Below are 13,963 nucleotides of genomic sequence, written 5' to 3'. Positions count from 1 at the left end.
AATTCGCTCCTACATGGGTGTTAAGTCAATGGTATTCCATTGCATACAGAAGGAGCATCCCAATGGATTTCAAGGACAAGGTTGTACTGATCACCGGCGCTGCTGGCGGCATCGGACTGGCTGCGGCGCGGAAATACGCGGCCGAAGGCGCGAAGGTCGCGCTGGTCGATCTGAAGCAGGACGCGCTGGAACAGGCGGCGGGCGACATGGACGGTGCGCTGTTGCTGTCGGCGGACGTGTCGAACGAAGACGACGTGAAGGACTATGTCGCGAAGACGGTCGAGGCATTCGGCCGGATCGACGTGTTCGTGAACAACGCCGGCATCAACGGTGACTTCAAGCCGATCACCGATCAGACCGTCGACAACTATCGCAAGGTGCTGGACATCAACGTGATCGGTGTCGCGCTGGGCTTGAAGCATGTCGTCGCGCAGATGAAAAAGCAGGGCGGCGGCGCCATCGTGAACACCGCGTCCAATGGTGGCCTGTTGGGGGCGCCGGGGATGAGCGCCTATGTCGCGTCGAAGCACGCCGTGATCGGGATCAACAAGTCCGTGGCGCTTGAGGTGGCGGGCGACAACATCCGTGTGAATGCCGTCTGTCCGTCCGGGGTCGACACGCAGATGATGCGCTCGATCGAAGAGAACGCCACCGCGAGCGGGTCGGAGAACGCGCGCGAGACCTTCGAATCCAGCGTGCCGCTGGGCCGCTACGCCGAGGCGGACGAGATCGCCGACCTGATGCTGTTCCTGTCCAGCGACAAGGCCAGCTTCATCACCGGCGCTTACTATCGCATCGACGGGGGCGGCGGCGCCGTTTCTGTCTAAGGCACAGGGCCATGTCCGGGGGCGCTGCGGCCGGGGTCGCGGCGCCCTTTTTCTTTGGGGGGCGGTGGGTTGGAAACCCACCCTACGCTGCCGAACAGGCGTCCCGGCCGACCGGGCGGGTGTCAGTTCGCGGCGCGGGTCATCATCATTTCGTGCACCGCCTGCATGCCGTGGTCGGCCATGGCAGAGACCTCGGCCGCGTGGGTGTGCATGGCCGCGACCAATTCCGGATCGTCCGAGGTCTGGACCACGACGATGCCGTCGTCGGTGACCTCGATCTCGGTCTCGATCCGGTCGCCACGTTCGAAGAAGATGTCCAGCGTTGGGCTTTGAATGAAGATCTGCGGGTCGTCCGCCGCCTCGACCCGCCCAATCATCCCCACGACATGGCTGACCAGAACGTCCATCACCTCTGGATCGGAAGATCGGGTCACGGTGCGGATGCCGTTCGGCAGGTTGGTGACGTCGCGGGTGATGGTGTGGAAGTTGCGGAACATTACCGCCAGCTCGGTGCTTTCCTCCGGCGTCGCGTTCTGGCCCTGCAGGCCCGGCATGTTCACCATGTCGTGCCCTGTGCCGTCCGCGCCGTGGCCGTGGCCCATGCCGCCGCCGTGTCCAAACATCTGCGCGGCAGAGGCGAGCGGAAGCAGGATCAGCAGGGCCGCGAGTAGGGTGGGGAAACGGAGGGTGCGGTGCATGGCGATGGTCCTTCGATGGCTGACGCTACGGTACAGGTCGGGCTGCGGCGGGGCAATTTATATATGCAGTGTCACGAATTTGTTTAGAGGCCCTCGGCCCGGTTCCGGTCCGGTCCCGGCCTAAGCCCGGCAAACCGGGGACAGCCGAAGGGGCGCCTTACCTATAAGTTTTGCGACCCTTCTATTCGATCTGCGACCGGCGCGACCCTTGTTTGATCCACATCAAACCTTCCGCTCGGGGCTGTGTGCGACACAGGCGCGACGCCCGGAGTGACACAGGAGGAGATCATGGACCAACCCGGCTACGACTATCACATCGACATCCCCGGAACGACGATCTTCGACGGCAAGCAGGCCATGAAGGGCTATGCGCTGAACAAGATGTGCTATGACTTCAACCGCGCCGAGAACCGCGAAGGGTTCAAGGCGGATGAAGAAGGCTGGATGACGAAATACGGCCTGACCGAGGGTCAGAAAGCCGCCATCCGCAGCCGCAACATCCTGCAGATGATCGAGGAAGGCGGCAACATCTACTACCTCGCCAAGCTGGCCGGGATCTTCAAGCTGTCGGTTCAGGACGTGGGCGGCCTCCAGACCGGGCGCACCACCGAGGAATTTCAGGACTTCCTGCAAAGCCAGGCATAAGGAGAGGCTACAATGGCAAAGGTACTTGGCGGCATCACCACCTCTCATATCCCGGCGGTGGGCAACGCGATCCAGAAGGAAATGTACGACGATCCGTACTGGAAGCCCTTCTTCGACGGCTATCCCAAGGTCCATGCGTGGATCAAAGAGACGAAGCCCGACTATGTGATCAACATCTACAACGACCACGGGCTGGGCTTCTTCCTTGACCGGATGCCGACATTCGCCATCGGCGCGGCGCACGAATACCGCAACGAGGACGAAGGCTGGGGCCTGCCCTCGCTGCCGCCGTTCCCTGGCGCGCCCGAGCTAAGCTGGCACATCATCGAAAGCATGGTGGCGGACGAATTCGACATCACCTCGTGTCAGGAACTGGCGGTGGACCACGGTTTCGTGGTGCCGATGCAGCTGTTCTGGCCGGGGGCGCCGAACAACCCCGACATGCCGCGCGCGGTGCCGATCAGCGCCAACACGGTGCAGCACCCGATCCCGACGCTGAAACGGGCTTTGGATTTCGGCAAGGCGCTGGGCCGTGCGCTGCGGTCGTTCCCCGAGGACGCGAAGATCGTCATCCTTGGCACCGGCGGGTTGTCGCACCAGTTGGATGGCGAGCGTGCAGGTTTCATCAACAAGGAATTCGACCAGTACTGCCTTGAAAACATTGTCTCGAACCCCGAGGAACTGACCAAGATCACCCGGATGGAGCTGGTCGAGAAGGCCGGTGCGCAGGGGACCGAGTTCCTGATGTGGATGATGATGCGCGGGGCGCTGGGTGACGACGTGACAGAGATCACGCGGAACTATCACATTCCGATCTCGAACACCGCCGCGGGGACGCTTTTGCTGGAATGCGCGGCCTGATAGATGTCATGTGACGGAAGGGCCCCGGCGGCAGCGCCGGGGCCTTTGTCTTTGCGAGGAGACCCCCCATGACAACTCTGATCTATGTTCCCGGACTGCTGTCCGATGCCCGCGTCTGGCGCGAGGTGGCCGAAGGGGTGGGGGGCGATTTCGTGATCGCCGACGTGACCACGCAGAACAGCATCACCGCGATGGCTGAAAGCGCGCTTGCGCTGGCCGACGGGCCGGTGATCCCGGTGGGGCACTCGATGGGCGGGCGCGTGTCGATGGAGATGGCGCGGCTGGCGCCCGCGCGGATGGCGGGGCTGGTTCTGGCCGACACGGGACACAACGCGCTGGCCGAAGGCGAGCGGGCCAAGCGCGAGGCGAAGGTGGCCGAGGGCCGCGCCGACATGGCCGCGATGGTCAAGGCATGGCTGCCGCCGATGGTGGGCGCGTCGCATCACGGGAATGCCGGTCTGATGGGCGAGCTGACCGACATGGCCGCCGCCTGCGGGCCCGAGGTGCACGCCCGCCAGATCGGGGCCCTGATCGGTCGCCCTGACGCGGGTGCTTCGCTGGGCGACGTGACCTGTCCGGTACTGTTGCTGGTCGGTGACGAAGACGTCTGGAGCCCCGAGCCGCAGCACCGCGAGATCGCCCGGATGGTGTCGGGGCCGTCCGATGTCGTGGTGGTCGACGGCGCCGGGCATTTCCTGCCGTTCGAGAAGCCCGGCGCGGTGGTGACGGCAATGACGGATTGGTTGGCTGCCAACAGATTGGGCTGATGTGTGTCGCGAAGTCCCCTGATCCCTCGGGTGTCAAAAGCCGTCCGGAAAAAATCTTGATAAGTTATATTCTGCAACGCAATGTCCGGTTGTAAATTCAAACCAGAGGCAGGGCAGCCCAATGAGTCAGAGCTTTACGACGCTATTCCAAGGTTCCTTCGATGGAACGACATTTACCGCAACCGGTAGTCCCACCACAGCGTCCTTTGAACTAGTCGATTCCCAAGACGGGTTAGGGGACGAACTTACTTTTGTCGGTGACAATACCTTTGAGGCCCTCGGGTCAGGCGTATTCGAAGTGGTCGGAACGATTGCGAACGTCGGCGTTGTTCTCGACCTTGATGGATTTGGCAACTACTACCTCTTCACCAACAACCCGAACGTTGAACAGAACGACAGCTTCACCGTCGATACCATTAATCCCTACGCCTACAACGTGACCTGCTTTGCCGCCGGCACGCAGATCGCGGCGCCGGGCGGTGAACGCGCGGTCGAGACGCTGGAACCGGGCGACCGAGTGCTGACGCCCGAAGGCGAGGCGACCGTGACTTGGGTCGGCCGCCGGACCGTGCACAAGCTGTTCACCCCGGCCGAAAAGTTCGCGCCGGTGCGCGTGACCGCTGGCGCACTGGGCGACGGCATTCCGCACACCGATCTGGTGCTGACGGCGGACCACGCGCTGATCCTTGATGGGATGGCGGTGAACGCGGGCGCGCTGGTCAACGGCACCACGATCCGTTTCGACGCGATGGCGGACCTGCCCGAGCAGGTGACCTACTACCACGTCGAGACCGACCACCACGAGGTCATCCTCGCCAACGGCACCCCGGCCGAGACCTATGTCGACAACGTCGGCCGCCGGGCGTTCGACAACTTCGCCGAGTATCAGGCGCTGTGTGGCGAAGAGCGCACCATCGACGAGATGCCGCTGCCGCGCATCGCGTCGGCCCGCCTGCTTCCGGCGGACCTGCGGGCGCGTCTGGGCCTTGACGCCGAGGATATCGCGGTCGGCTTCTAAGCCGGGGCGATCACGATCCTCTAGAAGGTCCTGTTTAACAGGGCTTTCTGGAAATTCCTGTCAGTTGCCATCCTGAAGCCGCGCCCGGAAGGCGCGCGGCGACAGGCCGGTGGCACGCGAAAAGACCCGGCTGAAATAGGCCGGGTCCGAAAACCCCAGCGCATAGGCGACCGTCGACACCGGCAGGTTGGTGTAGACAAGGTTCCGCCGCGCCTCTCGGATCAGCCGTTCTTCGATCAGGCCCGTCGCGGGCCGCCCCGTCGCGGCGCGCGCCACGCGGCTAAGGTGTGTCGTGCTGACCGCCAGCGCATTGGCATAGTCCGCAACCTTCCAGTGATCCGCGTAATGCGCGTCCAGCAGCGCACTGAACCTGTCCAGCAGGTCGCCGCCGCCTGCCGCGTCTTCGGGGCTTTCGTCGGTCAGGGACCGTGCGATCCGTCCAAGTAACTCTCCGGCAAGCGCCCGCAGGATCTGGGCCCGGGCGAACCCCCGTCCCGGATGCTCGGCGGCGATGGCGCGCAGGGTGGCGACGGTCGCCGGATCGGCGTCGATCAGGGCAGGGCGGGCCAGCACGGGGCGCAGCCCCTCGGCCGGGTGCAGGCTTTCGTCCAGAATTTCCGCCGCCAGTGTCACCACCAGCCCCACCGTGCCCGGGGCAAATCGGAACCCGTGCACCAGCCCGGTTGGCACGTTCAACAGGCACATCGGCCGCAGATCCAGCGTCATGCCGTCCAGCGAAGCCTGCCCGCCGCCGGTCTCCACGAACAGCGCCTGATGCAGCCGGGCGTGGCGGTGCGGCGCGAATTCCCAGTCGTGCAGGCGCGACCGCGTCTCGATCGTTTCGCAATGCACCACGTCCGGCAGGTCGGTGGATTCGCCGAACAAGTTATAGGTCAGGATCTGCGCGCCTTGGGTCATGTCCGATGCGTACAAGTTTTCCGCAGGCCGGTCCATTCCGTGCCCGCCCTCGGACGCGTAAATTCGCACGATCAACGGAGGAGAGCGCGACATGAAAACGCAAGTCTGCATCATCGGCGGCGGGCCCTCGGGGCTGATGCTCAGCCAGCTTCTGCACCTCAAGGGCATCGACACCGTCGTTCTGGAACGCCAAAGCCGCGAATACGTGCTGGGCCGTATCCGGGCGGGGGTGCTGGAACACGGCTTTGCCGAGCTGATGCGCGAAGCGCAGTGCGGCGAACGGATGGACCGCGAGGGCGAGATACACGACGGGTTCTACATCGCCCACGACGGCAAGCTGGACCGGGTCGATCTAAAGAAATACTCGGGCGGCTCGTCGGTGGTCGTTTACGGCCAGACCGAACTGACCCGCGACCTGTACGAGGCGCGCGACCGGATGGGCGGCAAGGTCATCCACAACGTCGAGGACGTGACCCTGCATGACCTGAAAAGCGACGCGCCGTGGGTCACCTACCGCGACGGCGACGAGATCGTGCGCATCGACTGCGACTTCGTGATCGGGGCCGACGGGTTCCACGGGGTCAGCCGCAAGTCGATCCCGAAGGACGTGCTGACCGAGCACGAAAAGGTCTATCCCTTCGGCTGGCTGGGCGTTCTCAGCCGCACCAAGCCGGTGAACCACGAACTGATCTATGCCCGGCACGAGCGCGGCTTCGCGCTGTGTTCCCTGCGCAGTCAGGTCCTTAGCCGCTATTATCTTCAGGTCCCGCTGACCGACCGGGTCGAGGACTGGTCGGATGATGCCTTCTGGGCCGAGCTGAAGAAGCGGCTGCCCGAAGAGGTCGCGGCAAAGCTGGAAACCGGGCCGTCGATCGAGAAATCCATCGCGCCGCTGCGGTCTTTCGTGGCCGAGCCGATGCGCTATGGCAACCTGTTCCTTGCGGGCGACGCGGCGCACATCGTGCCGCCGACCGGCGCGCGGGGGCTGAACTCTGCCGCGTCCGATATCTACTATCTGTACCACGGCATGATGGACCACTACCTGAAGGGCGACGACGCGGGGCTGGACGGCTATTCCGCCAAGGCGCTGGCGCGGGTGTGGAAGGCGCAGCGGTTCTCGTGGTGGATGACCACGCTGCTGCACACCTTCCCGGACAGCATCACCTATGACCAGCGGCTGCAGGACACGGACATGGACTACCTGTTCTCGTCCGAGCGGGCGCTGGGGTCGCTGGCTGAAAACTACGTCGGCCTGCCGTTCTAACCCCCCAAGACAGGTCGTTGTACGAGTGCCGCGCGGCCCCGGAGACGGGGTCGCGCTTTTTCGTGCCGGTGGTAAGGGGCGCGCCGGGGCGTAGGGGCGGGGTTCGCACTGGCAGCTTGGGCAGGCGCGCGTTAAGCCTTGGCGGTGCAGCAAGGAGGAGACTGTCGCATGTGGGAACCCGCCGAACGCTATCCCGACCCGTCCATCGAGATTCTGGACGATCGCTTTGCCGATCTGGTGCTGTGGCATGCCGCCGTGGAACGGCTGGCGACAGGCTGCCGGTGGTCCGAGGGGCCGGTGTGGTTCGGCGACCAGCGTGCGCTGGTCTGGTCCGACATCCCGAACGACCGGCTGATGCGCTGGGACGAGACGACGGGCGGCGTGTCCGAGTTTCGCAAGGGCGGCCACGCGAACGGCAACACGCGCGACCGGCAGGGGCGGCTGATCTCGTGCCAGCATGGACGCCGCGCTGTGGTCCGCACGGAGATCGACGGCAGCCTGACCGTTCTGACCGACAGCTTTGACGGCAAGCGCCTGAACTCGCCCAACGATGTGGTGGTGAAGTCGGACGGCAGCGTCTGGTTCACCGATCCGACCTTCGGCATCCTCAGCCATTACGAGGGCGGCGTCGCCGACCCGGAACTGCCCACGAATGTCTACCGCATCGACGGAGACACCGGGGAAATTACCGCCGTCATCAAGGGCATAGACCAGCCGAACGGCCTGTGTTTCTCGCCCGACGAACGCCTGCTGTACCTTGTGCAATCCGGCCTGCCGAAGAAGATCCACGCGTTCGACGTATCGTCCGACGGGCGGTCCGTCGGCGACGGGCGGGTCTTTGTGGAGGCGGGCGAGCAGGGCACGCCGGACGGGTTCCGCTGCGACGTGGAAGGCAACCTTTGGGCTGGCTGGGGTCTGGGCGAGGGTCTGGACGGTGTGCGGGTCTTCGCCCCGGACGGCACTGCCATCGGCCACATCCACCTGCCGGAACGCTGCGCCAACCTGTGCTTCGGCGGGCGTCACCGGACGCGGCTGTTCATGGCGGCCAGCCGGTCGCTGTATGCGCTGCACGTCAAGGTGCAGGGGGTCGCTTACGCCTAATAAATGACTCTGGCATCTTTCTGCCGGGAGGCGGATAAGGGCGCCATGCAACAGGTGAACGTGTTCGATATTGGCGCGCTGCTCGTGCTCGGCGTTCTGGGGGGCACCCTGGCGGCTTTCGCCGGGTTGCCGATGCCCTACATGCTGGGCAGCCTGACGTTCAGCGCGGCCTACACGATGGTCCAGACGCACCGGGACCACATCGTCAAATTCCCGCGCAACCTGCGGTTCTTCTTCATCGCCACCATCGGTACGATGATCGGCGCGCGGTTCACCCCGGATCTGCTGGGTCTGTTCCCGCAATACTGGCCGTCGTTCCTTGCGCTTATTCCCTTCGTGCTGGCGGCGTATGGCTTTGGCTATATTGTTCTGCGCCGGGTCGGTGGCTATGACCGGCCGACGGCGACCTATGCCTCGCTTCCCGGTGGGCTGATCGAGGCGATCACCTTGGGGGAACGCGAAGGCGCCGACGTGCGGGTACTGACCGTGCAGCACTTTGCCCGGATCATTGTGGTGGTTGTGGCCGTGCCCATGCTGTTCCTGTTGGTCGGGGGCGAGACGGTGGGCAGTGCGGCGGGGCAGACGATGGCGGACGGCAAGGCCGGGTGGATCGACCTGTTCGTCATCGCGATCCTTGCGCCGCTGGGCCTTGTGCTGGGCCGCCGGTTGCACCTGCCGGCGGGGCAGTTGATGGGGCCTTTGGTGCTGTGCGGGCTGGCGCATGTGACCGGCGTGCTGACCCTGCACAGCCCGTTCTGGCTGTTGCCGCTGGCGCAGCTTGTGGTCGGGGCCGGGCTTGGCGCGCAGTTCGCCGGGGCCAGTGCCAAGCTTCTGATCAAGGCCTTCACGCTTGGGGTGGTGAACGTGTCCGGCATCCTTGCAATCGGCGCCTTCGCGGCCTTCGCTTTGCGAGGGGCGGTGCCCGGCGGGTTCGAGCCGTTGTTCATCAGCTTCGCCCCCGGCGGCATGACAGAGATGGCGCTGATCGCGCTTAGCCTAGAGGCCAGCCCGGTCATCGTCACGGCGCATCACCTGTTCAGGATCCTGTTGGCGCTGGTCATCGTCGGCTGGGTGGGCAAGCGTCAAAGATCTCGCCACCCGGTCGAGTGAGCAATTTTGACGATGGGTCGCTGATGTCCGCTATGATCAAGCCAGCGGCGTGAATGACCGTAAAATCAGCCGCAAATAGTTCTGTTCGTACTAGTCGCCTGCTTCAGCGCCGCCACAGCCACGCATAGCTTGCAAGCGCGCCCTGCAATTTCGCGACGCCCCGGTTCACGGGCCCCGGCCGCGGCAGGTTGCCGGTTTCCAGCCGCTCTGCGACGACCTCGGCGGGGCAGGGTTCGCCGGTGACCGGATCGAAATAGCGCGGATAGGCGATCAGGGTGGCATGGGCCAGCGCGGCGCAACTGGGCCGTGCCTGTCGGCGGTCCGGCACCGGGCCAAGGTCGCGGGTCAGGCCCCACCCGGCGTAGAACGGCGCCCCAAGACAGGTGACGGGCAGGCCACGCAGCAGCGCTTCGAACCCCATCAACGAGGTCATGGTCCAGACCTCGTCGCATTCCTCCAAAAGCCGGACCGGATCGCACGGACCCAGCACCAGATCGGCGGCAGCGGTCGCTTCCGCGTCCAGCGCACCGGGGCGCAGGCCCGCCTCGACGTCGGGGTGCGGCTTGTACAGGATCACGGCGCCGGGGTTCTCGGCGCGGGCGCGGTCCAGCAGATCGCGATTGGTCCGCACCTGCCCGCCGCCCTTGAGGATCGAGGCGTCATCCTCGACCTGACCGGGCACAAGGATACGATGACCGGCGGGAAGCTCGGGGACGCCGTTGCGGTGCAGGTTGTACTTGGACAGGCGCGCGCGGGTGATCTGGGCCACCAGCCGTTCGGCGCGCAGCAGCCGCGCGGGGGGCAACTCTGCCGCCTTGGCGATCAGGTCTTCCAGGCGGCTGGGCCGCGTCGGATCGTAGTAGATCCCAAGGTCGTCGGCGACCAGCGACAGCGGCGGCACCAGCTCGGCGCCCAGCCCGCGCGACCGCAGAAAGCCGTCTTCGATCCGCAGGACCTCGGTCGTTTCGGTTGCGCCGTCGGGATTGGGGCCAGGATTGTGACCAGGATTTGGGCGGGGCGCGGAATGGGCGGGATATTCGCGGCTGGCCCAGACCATCAGCCGCCGACCGTCGCGCCCGGCGATCGTTGCTGCTCGGGCGGGGTCATCCTCGAACCGCAGGCGGCGCTGGGTGCCGAACACCTTTTGCAGCGGCTTGCGCTTCCACAGGCGCATCCCCGACGCGACATAGCCATGCCGGTCGTCACGCCACGCCCTTGCCTTCGCTTCCAGCGTGGCAAGCACGTCCTCCAGCTCGCACAGGCTGTCTGAAAACGGGTCGTACCACGTCGGGTAAAGGATCATCGCCGCCGCGAACAACTGCGCGCGGGTCAGGCGGCGCTGGCGGCGGTCGATTGGGAATTCATCCTGCGTCAGGCCCCAACCAGCATAGAACGGCTGGCCGAACACGCGGGGCCGGTGCCCGGCGAAAATCGCCTCGAACCCCAGACCCGAACTGACCGTGTAGACGCCAAGAGCGCCATCGAACAGCTTCCACGGGCTGACCGGGTCGGTCAGCAGCGTGATGCCGGGGCGTTCGACCTCGGGTCCGAAATGGCCGGGGCGGTGGCCGCCCGCGGTTTCGGGATGCGACTTGATCACGATCTGCGCGCCGGGGTGTTCCTCTTGCGCGAAGACCAGCATCTCGCGGAAGGTCGCCTCTGTCGCGCCAGACCCGGCAATCGAGGCATCCCCGCGCGTCTGGTCGATCACCACCACGTAAGGCGCGGTGGGGACGGGCGCGGCAGGATCGAAGGCGTTGTATTTCGACAGATGCGCCTCGCGGATCCATGCGCTGCAGGCGCGGGCCCGGTCCAGAAGCGCGGTGTCGTCCAGCGGATGGGTGGCCAGCAGGGTTTCAAGGTCCGACGGCTGCGCGCGGTCGAAATGCAGGCCGGTGCGGTCCAACAGAAGGCCCAGCGGCGGCTCGCCGTCGCGACCGGGATACAAGGACCGCAGGAACGCATCCTCGACCCGCAGCACCGGCGCGCCGGTGCGGTCGGCCACGGTTTCGCCCCGGGGCGAGGTGGGGCTTTTGCCCCAGACGCCGACCCAGTCGTCGGGACCGGGCGCACCGACGCGGATGTCCCAGCCCGCAAGCTGAAGGATGCGCCGGATCCTGCGCGGGGTCAGGAAACCGCCGTTGTAAACGTAAAGCCGCCGGGGTGTTTCCACCCCGGCGGCCATATCTCCGGCCATGTGGGTCACGAGATCACTCGCCGATGGTGCTGACGGAGTCCGCCGCGTTGGCAAGGCCGCCGACCGCGGACAGCGTCCCCGTCAGGGCACCGATGGTCTTGGACCACTGGGCGAACGGCGCTTCGGTCACATAGACGGTATCGCCGTCGCGGATCACGAAATCGCGCGCCTCGAACAGGCCGTTGGGTTCGGTCAGGTCCAGCACGTAGACCATGCGCTGCGCCCCGATCAGGTCGCCGCGGCCCAGAACCTGACGGGCGATTTCCTCGGGCTCGTTGCGCAGCACGAACACGCCGGTCGGGTCCGCCGACACGGCGCGCAGGCCACCGACTTGGGCGATGGCCTCGATCGCGGTGATCGTGCGGGTTTCGAACCGGACCTGGCTTTGCTGGCCGGTCGCGCCAAGCGCGGTGAAGGTGCGGGTGTCGGCCTCGACCAGAATCCGGTCGCCGCCGCGCAGGGCGACGTCCGCCGTCGGGTCGAAGAACAGATCCTCGAACCAGATTTCTCCGGTATGGCCGCCGCGAATGATCTTCACCTTCGCGGCTTCGGGTTCAACGGTGACACCGCCCGCAGCGGCGATCATCGCGCTCAGCGTGCGGGTGGGCCGCTCGATGGGGTAGACGCCCTGTCCGGTGATCGCGCCGGTCAGCGAAACCGTGGCGCCGTTACCGGCAAGACGGCGAACCATGACCTGCGGGTCCGGCGTCTGTTCGGCCAGCTTCTCGGTGATCAGGCGGCGGATGGTCTCGGGCGTGTTGCCCGCGGCGCGGATGCGCCCGGCATACGGCACGAAGATAAAGCCCGACCCGTCGACCTGCACCTGTTCCAGCACGGAAGAGTTCAGCCCGGTCGCCGACAGAAGGCCGTCGTCGACGTTCTCGTAAATCGTCAGCCCCAGCGTGTCGCCGGGGCGGATGGTGTCGGATCCGACGATGCCGGCGTTCAGGAACGCGTCGGAAAATCCAAGCGCGGGCACCACGGCGGTGGCGCGCGTCACACGCTCGTTGACGCTGACGATGAACGCATCGCCCTCTTTCTGGACGGATCCGGCGTAGATTTCGCGCTTGTTCGGCCCCGAACGGGGCAGGCCACAGCTTGCGGTAAAGCCCACAAGCGCCACAAGAGCGGCAGCTCGCGCGACTCGCGATGCCTTGATTTTCACTGCCCGGTCTCCTCGACCTGTTTTATCTGCCTCAATTTTTTGAGGTAACCTATCGGAAACAGGCCCAAAACGCCAGCAGCAAACGGTCGTGGGCGCTATTTGATCACGCGCAACTGTTGCCGAGGTGCCGCTGTCCCCTTGCGCAGCGCGTCATAGGGATCTTCGCCCACCAGCATCATGTCGACCACCTGCCGCAGCAACTGACGCCGCCCGCGCGAGGAATAGAAACCGCCCGGAACCTGCGAGGTTTCCAGCAGGAAATGGCGGTAATCGCGATAGGCGCGGTTGTCGGGCCGGGTGGGGCGCGAGAAGAATTCGGGCAGCGACTGGGTCGAGACGAATTCCGGTTTGGCGAACACCGCGCTGCCGAACACGCGCAGCGGCAGGCCACGCCACAGCACCTGCTGCGCCGCCGTGGAATTCACCGTCACGGCGCCGCGCGCGTGATCCAGAAGCGCGGCCAGCTTGCCGCCCCGCACATAATGGACCCGGTCGGCGACCCCGTGTTCCGCCGCCAGCCGCCGGATATCGCGCCGGATCGGGGCGCGGCCGTCTTCCAGGGGGTGCGCCTTGAACACCATGTGATGGTGCGGCGGCGCGCCCTTGGCAAAGCCTTCGATCACGGTTTGCAGAAACTCGGTCATCGACGCAAAGCGGCTGTGGTCGCGGAAGCTGGCGTCATGCGCCAGTTGCAGCAGGGTCAGGTGGTACGGGAACCCGCCGTACTTGATCCGCCACGTCGCCTGAACCCGGTCGGCCCAAAGCCACGGCATCAACAGCAGGCGCTTGAGATACAACAGGAATTCCTGCCCCACCGTCAGATCGCGATGCGCTTCGAAATTGCGGTAGCTGCGGTTCGCCAGCAGCAGAAGCCCGTGGTAGGCCGCGCCGTAGAACACATGGTGGCGCATGTCGCCCCAATGGGCCGGCGCCTCGGGGATGTCGAGTTCGGCGCGGGACAGGATCTGCTGCATCTCGGGCACGCCAAGGTCCATCAGCGCGGAATTGCCGTTCGACCCATTGCGTTCGTAGGTCACCCAGTAGGGGCGCAGATAGCCTTCCTCGAACACATGGATCGTCAGGCCAAGGTCTTTCGCCGCCTCGACCGCCTGCGCGTGGATGCGGCGGGTGTCGCCGTACAGCACGATATCGGTCACGCCCTTGTCGGCGACGATGGCGCGGAACGTTTCGGGCCAGTCCTGTGGTTCGCTACGATACGGGATGTAGGACGCACGGTCGCGCCAGAAGAACTGGTCGCCCGCGTTGAACCCGACCCGCCAGACATCCGCCCCCGCCGCCCGAAGCATCCGCCCCAGCCGGTGGAAATAGGGACCGTGCGGCCCCTGCAGGAACAGGAATGTCCGGTCCTTGCCGGAGATCATCGTCGTCTCC

Annotated in this window: 13 protein-coding genes; 8 read left to right on the top strand and 5 right to left on the bottom strand. The window is 65.5% G+C overall.

Translation table 11 applies throughout. The features are described from left to right. The first annotated feature begins 62 nt into the window (after positions 1 to 62). Positions 63 to 827: an SDR family NAD(P)-dependent oxidoreductase gene (locus tag P1K30_RS19715; RefSeq protein ID WP_275634493.1), complete on the top strand. Its 765-nt coding sequence runs from the start codon at positions 63 to 65 to the stop codon at positions 825 to 827. A gap of 122 nt (positions 828 to 949) precedes the next feature. On the opposite strand, the gene P1K30_RS19710 is transcribed toward P1K30_RS19715, so the two are convergent. After that, positions 950 to 1,525 (bottom strand): hypothetical protein, encoded by a 576-nt coding sequence (locus P1K30_RS19710; protein ID WP_275634492.1) that lies wholly within the window; start codon positions 1,523 to 1,525, stop codon positions 950 to 952. A gap of 288 nt (positions 1,526 to 1,813) precedes the next feature. Here P1K30_RS19710 and P1K30_RS19705 point away from each other — a divergent pair, with 288 nt between their 5' ends. The 4 genes from P1K30_RS19705 (at position 1,814) to P1K30_RS19690 (ending at position 4,816) form a co-directional block, all read left to right on the top strand. Then, positions 1,814 to 2,170: a protocatechuate 4,5-dioxygenase subunit alpha gene (locus P1K30_RS19705; protein WP_275634491.1), complete on the top strand. Its 357-nt coding sequence runs from the start codon at positions 1,814 to 1,816 to the stop codon at positions 2,168 to 2,170. Between the two features lie 12 nt (positions 2,171 to 2,182). Next, a complete protein-coding gene (locus P1K30_RS19700) occupies positions 2,183 to 3,031 on the top strand; it encodes a class III extradiol dioxygenase family protein (protein WP_275634490.1) in 849 nt (282 codons plus the stop codon). 68 nt (positions 3,032 to 3,099) lie between these two features. Next, the gene (locus tag P1K30_RS19695; RefSeq protein ID WP_275634489.1) at positions 3,100 to 3,798 is read left to right on the top strand and encodes an alpha/beta fold hydrolase; all 699 of its coding nucleotides are present in this window, start codon (positions 3,100 to 3,102) and stop codon (positions 3,796 to 3,798) included. A gap of 298 nt (positions 3,799 to 4,096) precedes the next feature. Beyond that, positions 4,097 to 4,816, top strand: coding sequence for a Hint domain-containing protein (locus tag P1K30_RS19690; protein ID WP_275634488.1), 720 nt, complete (start codon positions 4,097 to 4,099; stop codon positions 4,814 to 4,816). A gap of 60 nt (positions 4,817 to 4,876) precedes the next feature. Here P1K30_RS19690 and P1K30_RS19685 read toward each other — a convergent pair whose 3' ends face one another. Next, positions 4,877 to 5,734, bottom strand: coding sequence for a helix-turn-helix domain-containing protein (locus P1K30_RS19685; protein WP_275634487.1), 858 nt, complete (start codon positions 5,732 to 5,734; stop codon positions 4,877 to 4,879). 91 nt (positions 5,735 to 5,825) lie between these two features. Between P1K30_RS19685 and pobA the strand changes: the two genes are divergently transcribed. The 3 genes from pobA to P1K30_RS19670 all read left to right on the top strand — a co-directional run bounded on the left by pobA (position 5,826) and on the right by P1K30_RS19670 (position 9,209). Next, a complete protein-coding gene (pobA, locus tag P1K30_RS19680; RefSeq protein ID WP_275634486.1) occupies positions 5,826 to 6,998 on the top strand; it encodes a 4-hydroxybenzoate 3-monooxygenase in 1,173 nt (390 codons plus the stop codon). Positions 6,999 to 7,166: 168 nt separating this feature from the next. Then, positions 7,167 to 8,099, top strand: coding sequence for an SMP-30/gluconolactonase/LRE family protein (locus P1K30_RS19675; RefSeq protein ID WP_275634485.1), 933 nt, complete (start codon positions 7,167 to 7,169; stop codon positions 8,097 to 8,099). Between the two features lie 45 nt (positions 8,100 to 8,144). Beyond that, on the top strand, positions 8,145 to 9,209 hold the full coding sequence (locus P1K30_RS19670; protein ID WP_275634484.1) for an AbrB family transcriptional regulator: 1,065 nt from the start codon (positions 8,145 to 8,147) through the stop codon (positions 9,207 to 9,209). A gap of 103 nt (positions 9,210 to 9,312) precedes the next feature. Here P1K30_RS19670 and P1K30_RS19665 read toward each other — a convergent pair whose 3' ends face one another. From P1K30_RS19665 to P1K30_RS19655, 3 genes are all read right to left on the bottom strand, one after another. Then, positions 9,313 to 11,406, bottom strand: coding sequence for a capsular polysaccharide biosynthesis protein (locus P1K30_RS19665; protein ID WP_275634483.1), 2,094 nt, complete (start codon positions 11,404 to 11,406; stop codon positions 9,313 to 9,315). A gap of 13 nt (positions 11,407 to 11,419) precedes the next feature. Then, positions 11,420 to 12,571, bottom strand: a complete 1,152-nt coding sequence (locus P1K30_RS19660) for a polysaccharide biosynthesis/export family protein (protein WP_275634482.1) — start codon at positions 12,569 to 12,571, stop codon at positions 11,420 to 11,422. Positions 12,572 to 12,666: 95 nt separating this feature from the next. Continuing rightward, positions 12,667 to 13,953 carry a capsule biosynthesis protein gene (locus P1K30_RS19655; RefSeq protein WP_275634481.1) on the bottom strand — a complete coding sequence of 429 codons (1,287 nt, stop codon included), beginning with the start codon at positions 13,951 to 13,953 and terminating at the stop codon, positions 12,667 to 12,669. Between the last annotated feature and the right edge of the window lie 10 nt (positions 13,954 to 13,963).

Source organism: Psychromarinibacter halotolerans (genome assembly GCF_029168315.1).
Lineage (GTDB): Bacteria > Pseudomonadota > Alphaproteobacteria > Rhodobacterales > Rhodobacteraceae > Psychromarinibacter > Psychromarinibacter halotolerans.
Note: the sequence above shows the minus strand (reverse complement) of the source record. Positions and strands in the feature narration are given on the sequence as shown.

Excerpts from the sequence above, each read along its gene's own strand:
- P1K30_RS19715 (WP_275634493.1), top strand. The coding sequence starts at position 63 with ATGGATTTCAAGGACAAGGTTGTACTGATCACCGGCGCTGCTGGCGGC.
- P1K30_RS19710 (WP_275634492.1), bottom strand. The coding sequence starts at position 1,525 with ATGCACCGCACCCTCCGTTTCCCCACCCTACTCGCGGCCCTGCTGATC.
- P1K30_RS19705 (WP_275634491.1), top strand. The coding sequence starts at position 1,814 with ATGGACCAACCCGGCTACGACTATCACATCGACATCCCCGGAACGACG.
- P1K30_RS19700 (WP_275634490.1), top strand. The coding sequence starts at position 2,183 with ATGGCAAAGGTACTTGGCGGCATCACCACCTCTCATATCCCGGCGGTG.
- P1K30_RS19695 (WP_275634489.1), top strand. The coding sequence starts at position 3,100 with ATGACAACTCTGATCTATGTTCCCGGACTGCTGTCCGATGCCCGCGTC.
- P1K30_RS19685 (WP_275634487.1), bottom strand. The coding sequence starts at position 5,734 with ATGACCCAAGGCGCGCAGATCCTGACCTATAACTTGTTCGGCGAATCC.
- pobA (WP_275634486.1), top strand. The coding sequence starts at position 5,826 with ATGAAAACGCAAGTCTGCATCATCGGCGGCGGGCCCTCGGGGCTGATG.
- P1K30_RS19675 (WP_275634485.1), top strand. The coding sequence starts at position 7,167 with ATGTGGGAACCCGCCGAACGCTATCCCGACCCGTCCATCGAGATTCTG.
- P1K30_RS19670 (WP_275634484.1), top strand. The coding sequence starts at position 8,145 with ATGCAACAGGTGAACGTGTTCGATATTGGCGCGCTGCTCGTGCTCGGC.
- P1K30_RS19665 (WP_275634483.1), bottom strand. The coding sequence starts at position 11,406 with ATGGCCGGAGATATGGCCGCCGGGGTGGAAACACCCCGGCGGCTTTAC.
- P1K30_RS19655 (WP_275634481.1), bottom strand. The coding sequence starts at position 13,953 with ATGATCTCCGGCAAGGACCGGACATTCCTGTTCCTGCAGGGGCCGCAC.